The 17,413-nt window shown below is 68.9% G+C and carries 13 protein-coding genes; 12 read left to right on the forward strand and 1 reads right to left on the reverse strand.

Annotated features, from left to right (window positions below):
• Position 1: 1 nt before the first annotated feature.
• The 12 genes from AC1DW3_RS14010 to AC1DW3_RS14065 all read left to right on the forward strand — a co-directional run bounded on the left by AC1DW3_RS14010 (position 2) and on the right by AC1DW3_RS14065 (position 16,897).
• Positions 2-1,198 carry an ROK family protein gene (locus tag AC1DW3_RS14010; protein WP_477931934.1) on the forward strand — a complete coding sequence of 399 codons (1,197 nt, stop codon included), beginning with the start codon at positions 2-4 and terminating at the stop codon, positions 1,196-1,198.
• 5 nt (positions 1,199-1,203) lie between these two features.
• Complete coding sequence (locus AC1DW3_RS14015; protein WP_477931935.1) at positions 1,204-2,835, forward strand: glycoside hydrolase family 43 protein; 1,632 nt, start codon at positions 1,204-1,206, stop codon at positions 2,833-2,835.
• A 34-nt stretch (positions 2,836-2,869) separates the two neighbouring features.
• Positions 2,870-4,426, forward strand: a complete 1,557-nt coding sequence (locus AC1DW3_RS14020) for an MFS transporter (protein ID WP_477931936.1) — start codon at positions 2,870-2,872, stop codon at positions 4,424-4,426.
• A gap of 49 nt (positions 4,427-4,475) precedes the next feature.
• Positions 4,476-5,792: a xylose isomerase gene (gene xylA, locus AC1DW3_RS14025; RefSeq protein WP_477931937.1), complete on the forward strand. Its 1,317-nt coding sequence runs from the start codon at positions 4,476-4,478 to the stop codon at positions 5,790-5,792.
• A 2-nt stretch (positions 5,793-5,794) separates the two neighbouring features.
• Complete coding sequence (gene xylB, locus AC1DW3_RS14030; protein WP_477931938.1) at positions 5,795-7,258, forward strand: xylulokinase; 1,464 nt, start codon at positions 5,795-5,797, stop codon at positions 7,256-7,258.
• A 50-nt stretch (positions 7,259-7,308) separates the two neighbouring features.
• Positions 7,309-8,259, forward strand: a complete 951-nt coding sequence (tal, locus tag AC1DW3_RS14035; protein WP_477931939.1) for a transaldolase — start codon at positions 7,309-7,311, stop codon at positions 8,257-8,259.
• Positions 8,256-10,262, forward strand: coding sequence for a transketolase (tkt, locus tag AC1DW3_RS14040; RefSeq protein WP_477931940.1), 2,007 nt, complete (start codon positions 8,256-8,258; stop codon positions 10,260-10,262). The genes tal and tkt overlap by 4 nt, the downstream gene beginning before the upstream one ends.
• A 71-nt stretch (positions 10,263-10,333) precedes the next feature.
• A complete protein-coding gene (locus AC1DW3_RS14045) occupies positions 10,334-10,702 on the forward strand; it encodes a response regulator (protein ID WP_477931941.1) in 369 nt (122 codons plus the stop codon).
• Between the two features lie 168 nt (positions 10,703-10,870).
• The gene (locus AC1DW3_RS14050) at positions 10,871-14,323 is read left to right on the forward strand and encodes a response regulator (protein ID WP_477931942.1); all 3,453 of its coding nucleotides are present in this window, start codon (positions 10,871-10,873) and stop codon (positions 14,321-14,323) included.
• On the forward strand, positions 14,323-15,141 hold the full coding sequence (locus tag AC1DW3_RS14055; protein ID WP_477931943.1) for a CheR family methyltransferase: 819 nt from the start codon (positions 14,323-14,325) through the stop codon (positions 15,139-15,141). The genes AC1DW3_RS14050 and AC1DW3_RS14055 overlap by 1 nt, the downstream gene beginning before the upstream one ends.
• Before the next feature lie 2 nt (positions 15,142-15,143).
• Entirely contained in the window at positions 15,144-15,725 is a 582-nt protein-coding gene (locus AC1DW3_RS14060) for a chemotaxis protein CheB (RefSeq protein ID WP_477931944.1), read from the forward strand.
• Positions 15,722-16,897: a hybrid sensor histidine kinase/response regulator gene (locus AC1DW3_RS14065; protein WP_477931945.1), complete on the forward strand. Its 1,176-nt coding sequence runs from the start codon at positions 15,722-15,724 to the stop codon at positions 16,895-16,897. The genes AC1DW3_RS14060 and AC1DW3_RS14065 overlap by 4 nt, the downstream gene beginning before the upstream one ends.
• Here AC1DW3_RS14065 and AC1DW3_RS14070 read toward each other — a convergent pair.
• Positions 16,891-17,211: a plasmid stabilization protein gene (locus AC1DW3_RS14070; RefSeq protein WP_477931946.1), complete on the reverse strand. Its 321-nt coding sequence runs from the start codon at positions 17,209-17,211 to the stop codon at positions 16,891-16,893. The two genes, AC1DW3_RS14065 and AC1DW3_RS14070, sit on opposite strands and share 7 nt — an antisense overlap.
• Between the last annotated feature and the right edge of the window lie 202 nt (positions 17,212-17,413).

Genomic DNA, 17,413 nt, shown 5'->3' on the forward strand with positions numbered 1-17,413 from the left:
CATGCAATTCACCGCCGATCAGCACCTGCTCAAGGACCTCAACCGCATGGCCATCGTGCGGCAGCTGAGCGCCTGGCCGGGGCAGTCGCGCGCGGCCCTGGCCGAGTCGCTGCAGCTGACCAAGTCCACCGTCAGCACCTTGACCAAGGAGCTGATCGCCGAGGGTTGGCTGCTGGAGCGCGACGTCGTCGCCACCGGCGAGCTCGGCCGCCGCCCCACCCCGCTGTTCGTCGATCCCGGCCGCCTCGTGCTGCTGGGCGCGGAACTGGGCGTGGACGGCGTCAATGTCGTCGCCACCTCGCTGACCGGCGACGTGCTGGCCCGCGCCCGCTCGCCGCTGGATGCCAGCCGCGATGCCCACCTCGCCCTGGTGCGCGCCGCCAAGCTGCTGATGCAGGTGCATGCGCGCCTGGACACGCCGGCCCAGCGCGTCATCGGCATCGGCATCGGCCTGCCCGGCGGTGTCGACGAGCAGCGCGGCCATCTGCACTTTGCCCACAACCTCGGCTGGCGCGACCTGCCCGTCGGGCACCTGCTGGCCGAACATCTGCGCACGACGGCCCTGCAGGGCGTGCCGCTGTTCGTGCAGAACGAGGCCGATGTCGCAGCACTCGGCGAGCTGGAGTTCGCCACCGACAGCCGGCAAGACCCGCTGATCTACCTCAGCCTGGGGCTGGGCGTGGGCGCCGGCATCGTCGTCGAAGACCGGCTGCTGACCGGCGCCCATGGCCTGGCCGGCGAAGTGGGCCACATGACGCTGGAACTCGACGGCCCGCGCTGCAGCTGCGGCCGCCGTGGCTGCGCCGAGGCCTTGATCGGTTTTCGCGCGATGGCCCCCGAGCACCCGAGCAGCGGCCTGGGCGTGGTCCAGGATCTGCTGCGCCACAAGCAGGCCGACAGCATCGAAGCCGTCGCCAGCGCCGGCCGCTATCTCGGCCTGCTGCTGGGCAATCTCTGCGCGGCCTATGACCCCGGCCGCATCGTGCTCGGCGGCCCCGCCGTCGAGATCGGCGCGCCCTTTCTCGAGCCCGCCTTCCGCACCCTCGAAAGCCAGGCCGCCTGCGCCAACGTGGCGCCGCCCCTGGTCACCCTCTCGCGCTTCGGCGCCGACGCCGTCCCGGTCGGTGCCGCCGCCCTGGCCCGCTACCGACTCACCCGCCCCCTGATCGCCGCCAGCCGCCTGGCCGCGGCCGCTTGAATCCCATGATCACCAATCCCATCCTGCCGGGCTTCCACGCCGACCCCTCGATCTGCCGCGTCGGGGACGATTACTACATCGCCACCTCCACCTTCGAATGGTGGCCCGGCGTGCGCATCCACCATTCGCGCGACCTGAAAAACTGGCGCCACCACAGCTATGCCTGCACGCGCAAGAGCCAGCTCGACCTGAGCGGCCACCCCGACTCGGCCGGCGTCTGGGCGCCCTGCCTGAGTTTTGCTGCCGGCCAGTTCTGGCTGATCTACACCGATGTGCGCTCCACCATCGGCGCCTTCAAGGACACGCACAACTACCTCATCACGGCGCCCAGCATCGACGGCCCCTGGAGCGAACCCATCTACCTGAACAGCTCGGGCTTCGACCCCAGCCTCTTCCATGACGAGGACGGCCGCCACTGGCTGGTCAACCAGCAATGGATACACCAGCCCGGCAAGCACCACTTCAACGGCATCCTGCTGCAGGAATACGACCACGAAGCCCGGCGCCTGGTCGGCCCGGTGAAGAACATCTATGCCGGCACCGAGCTGCAGGTCGTCGAGGGCCCGCACCTCTACCGCCGCAAGGGCTGGTACTACCTGCTGACGGCCGAGGGCGGCACCTTCTACGAGCATGCCGTCACGCTGGCTCGTTCGCGCAAGCACGACGGCCCCTACGAGACCCTGCCCGGCAACCCGCTGCTGACGGCCTGGAAGCAGCCCACCGACGGCCTGCAGCGCAGCGGCCATGCCAGCCTGGTGCAGACGCAGAACGGCGACTGGTATCTCGCCCACCTCTGCGGCCGGCCGCTGGAATGGAGCGGCCCCAATGCCGACAAGCAGAACGGCGTCTACGAAAACCTGCACTGCCCGCTGGGCCGCGAGACCGGCATCCAGCGCATCCACTGGCGCGACGACGACTGGCCCGAGATCGAAGGCGGCGGCAATGCGCCGCGCCTGCAGGTGGCCGAACCGGGCCTGCCCGAGCATGTCTTCCCGGCCGAGGCAGCCCGTGACGACTTCGATTCGACAACGCTGAACCCTCACCTGAACTCGCTGCGTGTGCCCTTCGACGAGAGCTGGATCTCGCTAGCCGAGCGCCCCGGTTTCCTGCGCCTCAAGGGCCGCGAGTCGCTGATGAGCCTGTTCGACCAGAGCCTGGTCGCGCGCCGCCAGCAGCACTTCAACTGCCGCGTCGAGACGCGCCTGGAGTTCGCGCCCGAACTGTTCCAGCAGATGGCCGGCCTGGTGGCCTACTACAACACCAGCAACCACGCCTATCTGCATGTCAGCCGCGATGTCGACTCGGGCCGGCGCGTGCTGCGCCTGACCGTCAACCGCGACGCGGCCCTGAGCGAACCGGCCACGGCTGCCGAGTTGAAGGACGGCCCGGTCGACCTGGCCGTCGAGTTCAAGCACGATCGCTACCAGTTCCAGTTTGCTCAAGGCGGCGCCTGGCAGGACATCGGCCCGGCCCTGGACGCCGCCATGCTCAGCGACGAGTTTGCGACCCAGTTCGTCAACGGCTTCGCGCGCAGCTTCGGCTTCACCGGCAACTTCATCGGCATCGCCTGCCAGGACCTGTCGGGCCAGCGGCTTGCCGCTGACTTTGACTACCTCTCCTACGAAGCGCGGCCCTGAGATCGCGCCCTAGAAAACCAAACGAGACAAATCCATGGCCACCACCCATCAGCCCCTGTCCTTCGTGGAGAAGGCCGGTTACAGCTGCGGCGATGCCGCAGCGAACCTGGTCTTCATGTCCATGATCCTGTTCCAGCTGAACTTCTACACGGACGTGTTCGGGCTGAGCGCCAGCACGGCCGCGGCCATCCTGCTGTGGCCCAAGCTGTGGGACGCCTTCTTCGATCCCATCATGGGCGTGCTGGCCGATCGCACCAACACGCGCTGGGGCAAGTTCCGCCCCTGGGTGTTGTGGACCTCGGTGCCCTGGGCCATCGTCATGGTGCTGGCCTACACGGCGCCCGACCCGAGCTGGGGCTGGAGCACCGGCATGGTGGTCGCGTATGCGGGCATCACCAACACGCTGCTGATGACGCTGTACTCGATGAACAACATGCCCTACTCGGCCATGAGCGGGGTCATGACGGCGGACCTGAACGAGCGCACCAAGCTGAACTCCTACCGCTTCGTGTCGGTCAACGCGGCGCAGTTCATCGTCGGCGGCTTCACCTTGCCGCTGGTGGCCAAGTTCGCGCAGGGGCATGACCGCGCCCACGGCTGGCAGGTCACCATGACCATCTGGGCCGTGGCCTGCCTGGTGCTCTTCCTCGTCACCTTCTTCACGACGCGGGAGCGCGTCAAGCCCCTCGTCGAGACGCACAGCTCGCCCAGGCAGGACTTCTCCGACCTGCTGAAGAACGGCCCCTGGATCACGCTGGTCCTCTACACGCTGTTCCAGTTCGGCATGCTGGCCCTGCGCGGCGGTGCCCACTACAACTACTACCACCACTACGCCGACAAGGCGGCGATGTTCGACTTCGTCGCAGCACTCGGCCTGACGACGCCGGATGCAGCCGGTACCGGCAGCCTGGCCGACACGCTGGGCTACATCGTGCACGGCACGCGCGACAACATCGCCGGCTCCAACGCCGCCGACGTGTTCAACAGCATCATCAACATGGCCGGCTTCGCGACGACCATCATCGTCATCATGGCGTCCATGGGGCTGTCGGCCCGCTACGGGCGGCGCGCCATCGGCATCGCCAGCTTCGGCCTGTCGACGCTGACCGCCTGCGCGCTGTACTTCCTGCCGCCCGACGCCGTGTGGCTCATGCTCGCTCTGCACGTGCTCGGCGCCATCGTCTACGCGCCCAGCGTGGCCGTCATGTGGTCCATGTATGCCGACGCCGCCGACTACTCCGAATGGCAGACCGGCCGGCGTTTCACGGGCATGGTGTTCGCCACCATCGGCTTCTCGCTGAAGGTGGGCCTGGCCCTGGGTGGTGCCGGCTTCCTGTGGATCCTCGCCGGCCTGTTCGGCTACGACACCCAGCTGCCCTCGGCGCCCAACGCCATCGAGGGCTACCGCGTGGCGTCCAGCTTCGTCGTCGGCGGGCTGTTCGCCGCCTGCACGCTGTGCCTGCTCGTCAACAAGCTGGACAAGCAGACCACGCTGCGCATGTCCGACGAACTCGCCCAGCGCCGCCGCCAGGCCGGCGCCGATCCCGGCGACGGCAGCGGCCCGACCCACGCCGTACCGGCCACCGCCTGACTTCCATTCCCACACCCATCTTTGTTGATCCCGCAGTAAGGACCCCGCCATGAGCACCGCCTATTCCGACCTCCCCACCGTTCAATACGAAGGCCCCCAGTCCACCAACCCGCTGGCCTACCGCTGGTATGACGCCAAGCGCGTCGTGATGGGCAAAACCCTGGCCGAGCACCTGCGCCCCGCCGTCTGCTACTGGCACAACTTCTGCTGGAAGGGCGAGGACATCTTCGGCCTGGGCGCCACCGCCCATCAGCGCAACTGGTTCGCCGAGCAAGACGCCGTCACGGCGGCCAAGATCAAGCTGGACGCCGCCTTCGACCTGTTCGGCAAGCTCGGCCTGCCTTACTGGTGTTTCCATGACCGCGACGTGGCCCCGGAAGGCGCCAGCCTGGCCGAGTCCAACCGCATCCTCGACGGCCTGCTCGAAGCCGCCGCCAAGAAGATGCAGGACCAGAAGATCGGCTTGCTCTGGGGCACGGCCAACCTGTTCTCCAACCCGCGCTTCATGAGCGGTGCTGCAACCAACCCCGACCCGGAAGTCTTCGCCTACGCCGCCGCGCAAGTGAAGCATGTGCTGGAGTGGACGAACCGCCTGGGCGGCCAGAACTATGTGCTGTGGGGCGGCCGCGAAGGCTACGAGACGCTGCTGAACACCGACCTCAAGCGCGAGCTGGCGCAGTACGGCCGCTTCCTGTCCGCCGTCGTCGAGCACAAGCACAAGATCGGCTTCAAGGGCGCCATCCTCATCGAGCCCAAGCCGCAGGAACCCACCAAGCACCAGTACGACTACGACAGCGCCACGGTCTATGGTTTCCTGAAGACCTACGGCCTGGAGAACGAGGTCAAGGTCAACCTCGAGGTGAACCACGCCACGCTGGCCGGCCACAGCTTCGAGCATGAGGTCGCCACCGCCTGCGCCCTGGGCATCTTCGGCTCCATCGACGCCAACCGCGGCGACGAGCAGTTGGGCTGGGACACCGACCAGTTCCCCAACAACCACGCGGCGCTGGTGCCGGCCATGCTGGAGATCATCCGCGCGGGTGGCTTCACGACCGGTGGCACCAACTTCGACGCCAAGGTGCGCCGCCAGTCCATCGACCCGACCGACCAGCTCGAGGGCCACATCGGCGGCATGGACACCATGGCCCGCGCCTTCCTGAGCGCGGCGGCGCTGTACGAAAGCGGTCAGATGGAGAAGGCCGTTGGCGATCGCTACGCGGGCTGGAACGGCGAGCTGGGCCAGAAGATCCACGCGGGTGCGAGCCTCGACGATCTGGCCGCCGTCGTGCACGCCCAGGGCATCTCGCCACAAGCCCGCTCGGGTCGCCAGGAACGCCTGGAAAACGTCGTCAACGCTTTCATCTGAGCATGTTCCTGGGCATCGACCTCGGCACCTCCGAGCTGAAGCTGCTGCTGCTCGACGAGCAGCACCACATCGTCGCGACCACCGGCGTTGCACTGACCGTGCAGCGGCCGCAGCCGCTTTGGAGCGAGCAGGACCCTGCCGCCTGGTGGGCCGCGCTCGACGCAGGCATGGCCAAGCTCGGCCAGAGCCACGCGGCGGCCCTGGCCCGCGTGCGTGGCATCGGGCTGTCGGGGCAGATGCATGGCGCCGTGACGCTGGATGCGGAAGACCGCGTGCTGCGGCCGGCCATCCTGTGGAACGACGGCCGCAGCGCCGCCCAATGCGCCGAGATGATGGCCGCCTGCCCCGAGCTGCCGGCCATCACCGGCAACCTGGCGATGCCGGGCTTCACCGCTCCCAAGCTGGCGTGGATGCGCCAGCACGAACCCGAGTTGTTCGCCCGCGTGGCCAAGGTGCTGCTGCCCAAGGACTGGCTGCGGCTTGGCTTGAGCGGCTCCTATGTCAGCGAGATGAGCGACGCCGCCGGCACGCTGTGGCTGGACGTGGCCAGGCGCCGCTGGTCGCCCGAGGCGCTGGCGCTGACGGGGCTCGATGAAAGCCAGATGCCGCGCCTCGTCGAGGGCAGCGACCCGAGTGCCGGCCTCAAGCATGAGCTGGCCGAACGCTGGGGCCTGAAGGCCGGCATCCCCATCGCGGGTGGCGGTGGCGACAACGCGGCCAGCGCCGTCGGCATGGGCGTCGTCAAGCCGGGCCAGGGCTTTCTGTCGCTCGGCACCTCGGGCGTCATCTTCCTGTGCAACCCGGCCTTCAGCCCCAACCCAGCGAGGGCGGTGCACGCTTTCTGCCACGCGCTGCCCGACACCTGGCACCAGATGAGCGTCATGCTCAGTGCGGCCAGTGCGCTGCGCTGGGTCACGCAACTGCTGGGCGAGCCCGGTGAGGCCGAACTGATCGCCAAGGTCGCCGCGCTGAGCGCCACGCAGCGCCGGCAGGCACCGATCTTCCTGCCCTATCTGAGCGGCGAACGCACGCCGCACAACAACGCCAATGCGCAGGGCGTGTTCTTCGGCCTCACGCACGAGCATGACGCCGCGGCCCTGGGCTATGCCGTGCTCGAAGGCGTGGGCTTTGGCCTGCTGGATGGCTGGCAGGCCTTGCAAGCCGGCGGCGGCACGGCGGAGTCGCTTTGGCTGGTGGGCGGTGGCGCGCGCAGCGAATGGTGGGCGAAGGTGCTCGCCTCGCTGCTGAACGTGCGCCTCGTCAACGGTGTCGGTGCCGAAGCCGGTGGTGCCCTCGGCGCGGCCCGCCTGGCCTGGCTGGCCTGTGGCGGCAATGTCGACGAGGTCTGCCGCACGCCCGAGATCGCCCGCGTGGCCGAACCCGATGCCGCCCTGGCCGCCGAACTGCGGCCGCGCTTTGAGCGCTTCAAGCGCCTGTACGAGGCGCTGCGCGCCGAGTTCTCCTGACCTTCCTCACTCCAGGCCATGCCGTTCGCGCGGCAGGCCCCGTCACGCCCATGAACAGCCTCGACCAGCTCCGCCAACACACCACCGTCGTCGCCGACACCGGCGACTTCGACCAGCTCGCGCAATTCCGACCGCAAGATGCGACGACCAACCCCTCCCTCGTGCTGAAGGCCGTGCAACAGCCGCGCTACCGGCCGCTGCTTGAGCAGGCCGTCGCTGCCAACCCCGGCGCCTCGACAGCGACCGTGGCCGAGCATCTGCTGGTGGCCTTCGGCGTCGAGATCCTCAAGCTCGTGCCCGGTCGCGTGTCGACCGAGATCGACCCACGCCTGAGTCATGACACCGCAGCTTCCGTCGCGACGGCGCAGCGCCTCATCTCTCTCTATGCCGCCGCCGGTGTGCCGCGCGCCCGTGTGCTGATCAAGCTGGCGTCGACGTGGGAAGGCATCCAGGCGGCGCGCCAGCTGGAGCAACAAGGCATTCACACCAACCTCACGCTGCTGTTCTGCCTCGCGCAGGCGAGGGCCTGTTCCGACGCCGGCGTGCGGCTGATCTCGCCCTTCGTCGGCCGCATCTACGACTGGTTCAAGAAGACCGCCGGCAACAGCTGGAACGAGGCGGCCATGGCCGGCCCCAACGACCCCGGCGTGCGCTCCGTCGAAGAGATCTACCGCCACTACAAGCGCCACGGCATCCGCACCGAAGTGATGGCCGCGAGCTTTCGCAACACCGGCCAGATCGTCGCGCTGGCCGGCTGCGACCTGATGACCATCAGCCCGGCGCTGCTGGCCGAACTGGACAAGGCAGTCACCCCGGTCGAACGCCGCCTCGCGCTGAACGAGGGCCACATCGAGGCACCACCGCCCGCATTGACGGAGGCCGAGTTCCACGCCGCCCTGGCCGCCGATGCCATGGCCCGCGACAAGCTCGCCGAGGGCATCGCGCAGTTCATCGCCGACACCGAGACCCTCGAACAACTGATCCGCGCCACCCAAGCATGAGCACCGACCTCACCCTCGCCGCCAATGCGCTGCGCATGCTTGCCGTCGATGCCGTGCAGCAGGCCAACTCCGGCCACCCCGGCATGCCCATGGGCATGGCCGACATCGCCGCCGTGCTGTGGAGCCAGCATCTGCGCCACAACCCGGCCGACCCGGCGTGGCCGAATCGCGACCGCTTCGTGCTGTCCAACGGCCATGGCTCCATGCTGCTCTACGGCCTGCTGCACCTGAGTGGCTACGACCTGCCCATCGAAGAGCTCAAGGCCTTCCGCCAACTTCACAGCAAGACGCCCGGCCATCCCGAGGTGGGCCTGACGCCCGGCGTCGAGACGACGACCGGCCCGCTCGGCCAGGGCATCGCCAACGCCGTCGGCATGGCCCTGGCCGAGCAGCTGCTCGCGGCCGAGTTCAACACCGCCGAGCACCCACTCATCGATCACCGCACCTTCGTCTTCTGCGGCGATGGCTGCCTGATGGAAGGCATCTCCCACGAGGCCTGTTCGCTGGCCGGCACCTGGGGCCTGCACAAGCTCGTCGTCATCTACGACGACAACGGCATCTCCATCGACGGTGACGTGCAGGGCTGGTTCAGCGACGACACACCGGCCCGCTTCGAGGCCTATGGCTGGCGCGTCATCCGCAACGTCGATGGGCATGACTTCGCCGCCATCGACGCCGCACTGCGCACCGCCACGGCCTCCTCCGACAAGCCGGTGCTCATCTGCGCCCGCACCCAGATCGGCCGCGGCTCGCCCAACAAGGCCGGCGGCCACGACGTGCACGGCGCGCCGCTGGGTGCAGCCGAAGTGCTGGCCGTGCGCGAAACGCTCAACTGGCCGCATGCACCCTTCGTCGTGCCCGAGGGCGCGCGCCGGGCCCTGGATGCGCGCGAACGTGGCGCCGCGCTGCAGGCGCAATGGCAGGCCGCGCTGGAGCGTCGCCGCCAGGCCGAACCCGCAAGCACCGCAGAGCTGGCGCGCCGCCTGCGCGGCGAACTGCCGACTGACTTCGACGCCCGCTGCGCCGAGCTGCTCGCCGCCACCGCCCAGCGCGGCGACACGCTGGCCTCGCGCAAGGCCTCGCAGAACAGCCTCACCGCCCTGGCCGCGCTGCTGCCCGAACTGCTGGGCGGCTCGGCTGACCTGGCGCCGTCCAACCTGACGCAGTGGCAGGGTTGCCACTCGGTGACCCAAGCGGCCGGGGGCGGCAACTATCTGCACTACGGTGTGCGCGAGTTCGCCATGGTGGCCATCCAGACCGGCGTCACGCTGCACGGCGGCCTGCGGCCGTTTGCCGGCACCTTCCTGATGTTCTCGGAATACGCCCGCAACGCCATCCGCATGGCGGCGCTGATGCGCATCAACCCCATCTACGTCTTCACCCACGACTCCATCGGCCTGGGTGAGGACGGCCCCACCCACCAGCCCGTGGAGCAGCTCGCCACGCTGCGCCTCGTGCCCAACCTCGATGTCTGGCGCCCTGGCGACGCGGTCGAGACCGCGGTGGCTTGGCAGACCGCCGTGCGCCATCTGCACACGCCCACCTGCCTGATCCTGTCGCGCCAGAACCTGGCCCACCAGCCGCGCGATGCGGACACGCTGGCCGCCATCGAGCGTGGCGGCTATGTGCTGGTGAAGGAGTCCCCCGACCGGCCGCTGCAGCTCGTGCTGATCGCCACCGGCTCTGAACTCGGCCTGGCCGTCGACGCGCACAAGACCCTGGCCGCACGCGGCGTCAACGCACGCGTCGTGTCCATGCCCTCCTGCTTCGCCTTCGAGCAGCAGGACGCCGCCTGGCGCCGCGCCGTGCTGCCGCCGGGCGTGCCGCGCGTGGCCGTCGAAGCGGGTGTCACGGCGGGTTGGCGGCAGTACGTCGGCCTGGAAGGCGCCGTCGTCGGCATCGACAGCTTTGGCGAGTCGGCACCGGCGGCCGCCCTGGCCCGGCACTTCGGCCTGACGGTGCAGGCCGTGGTCGACGCGGGACTGAGCTGCCTGAGGCTGTAGGCCAACAAGCACTGGCATCGCAATTGCTTAATCTGGATATCAAAGCGTTACAGATCCAGAGGAGAAGCGCCATGGCTAGGGAGGACATCAGGCTCGTGCTGGTCGACGACGACCTGGATGCCTGCGAGGCATTGAGCGAGCTGTTGCGGGAAGACGGCTACAGCGTGCGCTTCGCCACCAACGCCAAGGACGCCGTCACCGCGGTGCAGGAGTACCAGCCCGTCTGTGCCCTCGTCGACCTCGGCCTGCCCGACCTCGACGGCGTGGAGCTGTCCAAGCGCCTGCGGGCGAGCTATGGCCCCGACCTCGTCCTCATCGCCGTGACCGGCCGCACGGGCGTGAAGGCCCACGACGAAGCGATGCGTGCCGGCATCGATCACGTGCTGAGCAAGCCGCTGTCGGTGGAAAGACTGAGGCGTTTCTTTCCCCCGCGCGGATGAGTTGACGGCAAATTTTGCCGATTGCCAGTTTGCTCTGCGCTGAGCCGGCCCGGCTCGAGCCGACGCCTCCATGGGCGGACACCCGCTTCTCTCGCGGCATGCGTCTTGCGTTTTGTTCCGGCTTTGCATGAGGCCGATGGGGCACTCGCGACAACTCAAAGGCAGGCGATGACCGGCACCGGTGCTGAAGACACGAGTCAATTCAATCGCATCCTGACGCGCAACCTCGCCATCCCGCTGGCGATGGGACTGGGCAGCGTCATCGTTTTCGTCGGCCTGCTGTGGCACCTCGCGGGCTTGCTCAACTGGGTGGACCACACGCATCGCATGGTCGCCAAGGGGCATGAACTGGCGGCTCTGATCGTCGATCAGGAAAGCGGCATGCGCGGCTTCGCGATCGCCGGCGACGAGAGCTTTCTGGCGCCCTATGTGCTGGGCCAGTCCAAGTTCGGCGCGGAACTGCAGGGCGCCCAGGCGCTGGCCGCCGACAACCCGACCCAGGTCGACCGGCTGCGTCGCGTCGGCGCGCTGGCGCAGCGCTGGAACGAGTTCGCGCAGAAGATCATCGACATGCGCCGTCGCGGTGAGACGATCGAAGACTCCATCCGCCTGCAGACCGGCAAGCAGTTGATGGACGAGATCCGCCGCGAACTGCGGGCCTTTGGCGAGAACGAACTGCGTCTGCTGCGCGAGCGCAACGAGGACGCGCAGAACGGCTTGTGGACGGCCGTAGGCGGCTATATCGCGCTGCTGCTGGTGGCCAGTGCTGCCATCGCATGGGCCGGCCGGCGCGACGTGCTGGCCCTGTCGCGCGAATACGGCGAGGCGCTGTCCGCCACGCGCGCGACCGCGCGTGACAACGAGGCACGCGCCTGGCTGCAAGGGGCCCAGGCCGAGTTGAGCCAGCAGTTGGTGGGCGAGCGCGCGATGGCCGGCATCGGCAACCGCACGCTGGCCTTCCTCGCGGAGCGCGTCGGCGCCGTCGTGTCGGCGGCCTTTGTGCGCGGCGAGGACGGCCGGCCCTACCGCATGGCCACACACGGCCTGGCGTTGGACCGCGCCGAGCCGGTCGACGCCGAGGGCGGCCTGCTGGCCCAGGTCTGGCGCGACGGGCGACCCATGCGCCTGCCCGGCCTGAAGGCCGACTTCCTGAAGGTGGCCACCACCCTGGGCGAGGCCACGCCGCAGGAAGTCGTGCTGGTGCCGGCCCTGAACGAAGGGGCCGTGAACGGCGTCTTCGAACTGGGCTTCATGGACGCCCCCGACAGCCGCACCCTGGAGCTGCTGGAGCAGCTCCAGCCCATGCTGGGCACGCTGCTGGAGGCGGCCCATTTCCGCCACAAGCTGCAGCTGTCCATCGAGGAAACCCGCCAGCTCAACGAGGAGCTGCAGGTGCAGCAGGAGGAGCTGCGCTCGGCCAACGAGGAACTCGGCGAGCAGGCCCGCGTGCTCAGCGAATCGCAGCTGAACCTGGAGGAGCAGCGCGCCGAGCTGGAGCAGACCAATGTGCAGTTGGGCGAGCAGGCCGAGACGCTGTCGCGCCGCAATGCGGCCCTGGGCCAGGCCCAGGCCGAGCTGAAGGAGCGCGCCCTGGAGCTGCAGCGCGCCAGCCGCTACAAGAGCGAGTTCCTGGCCAATATGTCGCACGAGCTGCGCACGCCGCTGAACAGCTCGCTGATCCTGTCCAAGCTGCTGGTGGAGAACCGCCCAGGCAACCTCAGCGCCGAGCAGCTCAAGTTCGCCACCACCATCCACTCGGCCGGCCAGGACCTGCTGACGCTGATCAACGACATCCTGGACCTGTCCAAGGTCGAGGCCGGCAAGCTGGAGGTCGCGCCACGCGCGCTGGACCTGCGCGCCCTGGCCGAAGCCATGCAGCGCACCTTCCAGCCGCTGGCCCAGGACAAGCAGCTGCGCTTCGACATCCACCTCGCGCCGGGCCTGCCCGCCGCCATCGTCAGCGACGGCCAGCGCGTCGAGCAGATCCTGCGCAACCTGCTGTCCAACGCCATCAAGTTCACCGAGAAGGGTTCGGTGACGCTGGCCATCGAAGCTCGCGAGGGCGGCCGTGTCGGCTTCGTCGTCACGGACACCGGCATCGGCATCCCGGCCGGCCAGCAGCAGCGTGTCTTCGAGGCCTTCCACCAGGGTGACGGCGCGCTGAACCGACGCTTCGGTGGCACCGGCCTGGGCCTGTCCATCTCGCGCCAGCTTGCGGGCCTGCTCGGCGGCGACCTCCACCTGAGCAGCGTCGAAGGCCAGGGCAGCCAGTTCACGCTGACCCTGCCCGCGCAACTGCCCGTCAGCGCCGCCACCGAGCCGCCGCCGGCCGCCCCACCGGCACCTGCGGCCTGGCTGGCACCCGCCGATGACGCGACACCGGCGCCGCCCGCCTTTGCCGACGACCGCCCCGAGCTGACGCGCGACGCCGCACCGCGCCGCCTGGCCCTGGTGGTGGAGGACGACACCAACTTCGCCGGCATCCTCTACGACCTGGCACACGAGATGCAGTACCGCTGCCTCGTCGCCACCCACGGCCGCGAGGCGCTGGAGCTGGCCACCACCCACCTGCCCCAGGCCATCCTGCTGGACGTGCGCCTGCCCGACGGCTCGGGCCTGTCGGTGCTGCAGCGCCTGAAGGAAGACCCGCGCACCCGCCACATCCCCGTGCACATCATTGCCGGTGAGGACTTCCGCGAGGTGGCCCTGCCCATGGGCGCCGTCGGCACCGCCATCAAGCCGATGACGCGGCAGGAGCTGGTCGACATCTTCCACAAGCTGGAGCGCCACGGCGCCGAGCAGGTCCGCCGCCTGCTGCTGGTGGAGGACGACCAGCGCCAGCGCGAGAGCGTCGCCCACCTGATCGCCGACGACGATGTCGAAGTGGTGGCCGTGGAGCGTGGCGAGCAGGCGCTGAAGCTGCTGGACGAACAGCACTTCGACTGCATGATCATCGACCTCAAGCTGCCCGACATGGACGGCACCGAGCTGCTGTCGCGCATGGCCGCGCGCAGCGGCGAGAAGACGCCGCCGCCCGTCATCGTCTACACCGGCCGCCACCTCAGCCGCGAGGAGGAGGCCGAGCTGAACCGCTACTCACGCTCCATCATCATCAAGGGCGCCCGCTCGCCCGAGCGGCTGCTGGACGAGGTGACGCTGTTCCTGCACAAGGTGGAGTCGCGCATGTCGGGCGAGCACCGTGACATGCTGCGCACGGCGCGCAACCGCGAGCTGGTGTTCGAGGGCCGCAAGGTGCTGCTGGTGGACGACGACGCGCGCAACATCTTCGCGCTGACCAGCGTGCTGGAGCAGCGCGGCCTGACGGTGGAGCCGGCCCGCAACGGCGTCGAGGCGCTGGAGAAGCTGGCCGCCCACGACGACATCGACATCGTGCTGATGGACGTCATGATGCCCGTCATGGACGGCCTGGAGGCCACGCGCCGCATCCGCGCCGACGCGCGCTGGCACAAGCTGCCCGTCATCGCCATCACCGCCAAGGCCATGCGCGACGACCAGGAGCAGTGCCGCCGCGCCGGTGCCAACGACTACCTGGCCAAGCCGCTCGATCCCGACCGACTGATGTCGCTCCTTCGGGTATGGCTGCCCAGCCTGGAGCGCTGATGCCGCAGGCCGTCATCGACCTCGAGGTGCGCCTGCTGATGGAGGCCATCTACACGCGCTACAGCCATGACTTCCGCGAGTATTCGGGGGCCTCGCAGAAGCGCCGCGTGCTGCACGCGATGGCGCAGCTGAAGTGCGATTCGGTCTCGGCCCTGCAGGGCCTGGTGCTGCGCGACGCCGCTGCCTTCGCCCAGCTGCTGCAGATGCTGACCATCCCCTTCACGGAGATGTTCCGCGAGCCGGAGTTCTTCCTCGCGCTGCGCCAGCACGTCATGCCCGTGCTGCATACCTACCCGTCGCTGAAGATCTGGGTGGCTGGCTGCGCCAGCGGCGAGGAGGTCTATTCGCTGGCCATCCTGCTGCAGGAGGAAGGCCTGCTGGAGCGCAGCCTCATCTACGCCACCGACATCAACCCCGCCGCGCTGGAGCGCGCCCGCCAGGGCATCTTCCCGCTTGCCGAGCTGCAGCAGTACACGCGCAACTACCAGGCGGCCGGCGGCAAGGCGGGCTTCTCGAACTACTACACGGCCGCCTACGACGCCGCCCGCTTCGACCGCGAGCTGTGCCGCCACGTCACCTTCGCCGACCACAGCCTCGCCACCGATCACGTCTTTGCCGAGACCCACCTGATCTGCTGCCGCAATGTGCTGATCTACTTCAACCGCAAGCTGCAGGATCGCGCCCTCGGCCTGTTCTCGCAGTCGCTCTGCCATCGCGGCTTCCTTGGCATCGGCAGCAAGGAGAGCCTGGACTTCTGCCCGCGCGGCCAGGACTTCGAGCCCGTGGCGCTGCGGGAACGGCTGTTCCGAAAACGCTGAAGATGAAGCAGCCCGCTCCCATCGAACTCATCGTCGTCGGCGCCTCGGCCGGCGGCGTCGCGGCCCTGCTGGCCCTGCTGGCACCGCTGCCCGCCGGATTCCCCCTGCCCATCATCGCCGTGCTGCACCTGCTGCCGCACCACAAGAGCCGGCTCGAAAACGTGCTCGCCCAGCATCTGTCCCTGCCGGTTCGCGAGCCCGCGGACAAGGAGCCCATCCAGCCAGGCACCGTCTATGTCGCCAGCGCCGACTACCACCTGCTGGTGGAGGCGGACCGCAGCTTCGCCTTCAGCAACGAAGCACCGGTCAGCTTCGCGCGGCCCTCCATCGACGTGCTGATGATGTCGGCCGCGGACGCCTATGGTCGGAACCTGGCGGGTGTGCTGCTGACCGGTGCCAACATGGACGGCGCCGAAGGCATGGCCGCCATCCATGAGCGCGGCGGCCTCACCTTCGTCCAGCAACCCGCCGAGGCCGACGTGGCCACCATGCCCGAGGCGGCCATCGCCCGCTGCCCACCCGATCACATCCTGCCCTTGAAAGACATCCACCAAATGCTGCTGCGCCTGGGGGGTGGTTCATGACCATCGCCAAGCTCCTCCTCGTCGACGACCTGCCCGAGAACCTGCTCGCGCTGGAAGCCCTGCTGCGCGACGAGCGCCTGCAAGTGCACACCGCCACCTCGGGCGAAGAAGCCCTGTCGCTGCTGCTCGAGCACGAGTTCGCGCTGGCCTTGCTCGATGTGCAGATGCCCGGCATGACGGGCTTTGAGCTGGCCGAGCTGATCCGCGGCAGCTCGCGCACCATGCACCTGCCCATCGTCTTCGTCAGCGCGGCGGACCGCGAGCCTTCCCACACCTTCCGCGGCTATGAGAACGGCGCCGTCGACTTCCTCTACAAGCCGCTGGACCCGCATGCGGTGAAGAGCAAGGTGCGCGTCTTCACCGAACTGCACCTGAAGAGCCGCGAGCTGCGCCGCCGGCTCGTCGAACTGGAAGCCGCGCGTGCCGAGCAGGAGCGCCTGCTGGCGACGTTGCAGCACACGCAGGGCGAGCTGCAGCGTGCGCTGGCGATGCGCGACGAGTTCATGTCCATGGTGTCCCACGAGCTGCGCACGCCGCTGAGCGTGATGACCCTGGACGCGGTGATGCGCCAGGAAAAACTCAAGAAGGATGACCTGGCCTGGTTCAGCCGCGAGCGCCTGCAGTCCATGGTGGCCCGCGACGACCGCCAGCTGCGCAGCATGACCCGCCTCATCGACGACATGCTCGACATCTCGCGCATCCAGCATGGCAAGCTGTCCATCCGCCCGCGCCGCACCGATCTCGGCGAGCTGGTGCGCCACGTCGTGGCCGACTTCGACGTCCACTACCGCGACGTTCCCCTGCAGGTGGAATCGGCCGATGGCGTCGTGGGCGACTGGGACGACAGCCGCATCGGCCAGGTCCTCATCAACCTGCTCAGCAACGCGCTGCGCTATGGCGACGGCAAGCCGGTGCGGGTCGACGTCGGCCGCACCGCCGACGGCATGGCGCTGTTGGCCGTCACGGACCAGGGCGCCGGCATCGCCGCCGACGAGCAGCAGCGCATCTTTGAACAGTTCGAACGCGGCGCCGCGGCCCGGAACTCGCCGGGCATGGGCCTGGGCCTGTTCATCAGCCGCTACTTCGTGCAGGCCCATGGCGGCAGCCTGTCGGTGAAGAGCGCACCCGGCGAGGGCGCGCGTTTCGAGGTCAGGCTGCCAATGCTTCAGTGACCGCGGGCGCGGGCCTCGGCATTGCGCTTGCGCGTGGCCGCGGCCTTCTTGGCCGACGCTGAACGTTCCGCCGCGCTGCGGTTCGCCGCGGCCTGGCCACCCAGGCGCCCGCCTTTGCGAGACGGCTCGTGGTTCTCGGGCTGGCCCCGGCCTGAGCCCGATTTCTTGCCGCCACCGGTCTCCTTGTTCACCGTGGCCCAGGCGCGCGCCTCTGCTTCCTTCTTGGGTACGCCGCGGTCCTCGTAGCCTTCCTCGATGTGCTCGGCCTGGCGTTTCTGCTTGTCGGTGTACGACGACTTGTCACCGCGGGGCATGGCGGTCTCCGGCAGTTGCGATGGCCACACCTTGCGACGCTCCGGAATGCCGGGTTGTAGGACACCGTCCTGCTTACATCCCGTCGAGGCCGTTCAGAAGTTTTCCCAGTTGCTGCCGCCCTCCTCGGCCGCCATGGCCGGTCGGGCCGGCTTGAGGGCGGGCCGCGGCGCGGCCGCGCGGGCCACCGCGGGCGCTCGCCGT

The organism is Roseateles sp. P2_H4, assembly GCF_056403315.1.

Coding starts and splice junctions, on each gene's coding strand:
- AC1DW3_RS14010 (WP_477931934.1), top strand. CDS start 2: ATGCAATTCACCGCCGATCAGCACCTGCTCAAGGACCTCAACCGCATG.
- AC1DW3_RS14015 (WP_477931935.1), top strand. CDS start 1,204: ATGATCACCAATCCCATCCTGCCGGGCTTCCACGCCGACCCCTCGATC.
- AC1DW3_RS14020 (WP_477931936.1), top strand. CDS start 2,870: ATGGCCACCACCCATCAGCCCCTGTCCTTCGTGGAGAAGGCCGGTTAC.
- xylA (WP_477931937.1), top strand. CDS start 4,476: ATGAGCACCGCCTATTCCGACCTCCCCACCGTTCAATACGAAGGCCCC.
- xylB (WP_477931938.1), top strand. CDS start 5,795: ATGTTCCTGGGCATCGACCTCGGCACCTCCGAGCTGAAGCTGCTGCTG.
- tal (WP_477931939.1), top strand. CDS start 7,309: ATGAACAGCCTCGACCAGCTCCGCCAACACACCACCGTCGTCGCCGAC.
- tkt (WP_477931940.1), top strand. CDS start 8,256: ATGAGCACCGACCTCACCCTCGCCGCCAATGCGCTGCGCATGCTTGCC.
- AC1DW3_RS14045 (WP_477931941.1), top strand. CDS start 10,334: ATGGCTAGGGAGGACATCAGGCTCGTGCTGGTCGACGACGACCTGGAT.
- AC1DW3_RS14050 (WP_477931942.1), top strand. CDS start 10,871: ATGACCGGCACCGGTGCTGAAGACACGAGTCAATTCAATCGCATCCTG.
- AC1DW3_RS14055 (WP_477931943.1), top strand. CDS start 14,323: ATGCCGCAGGCCGTCATCGACCTCGAGGTGCGCCTGCTGATGGAGGCC.
- AC1DW3_RS14060 (WP_477931944.1), top strand. CDS start 15,144: ATGAAGCAGCCCGCTCCCATCGAACTCATCGTCGTCGGCGCCTCGGCC.
- AC1DW3_RS14065 (WP_477931945.1), top strand. CDS start 15,722: ATGACCATCGCCAAGCTCCTCCTCGTCGACGACCTGCCCGAGAACCTG.
- AC1DW3_RS14070 (WP_477931946.1), bottom strand. CDS start 17,211: ATGCCCCGCGGTGACAAGTCGTCGTACACCGACAAGCAGAAACGCCAG.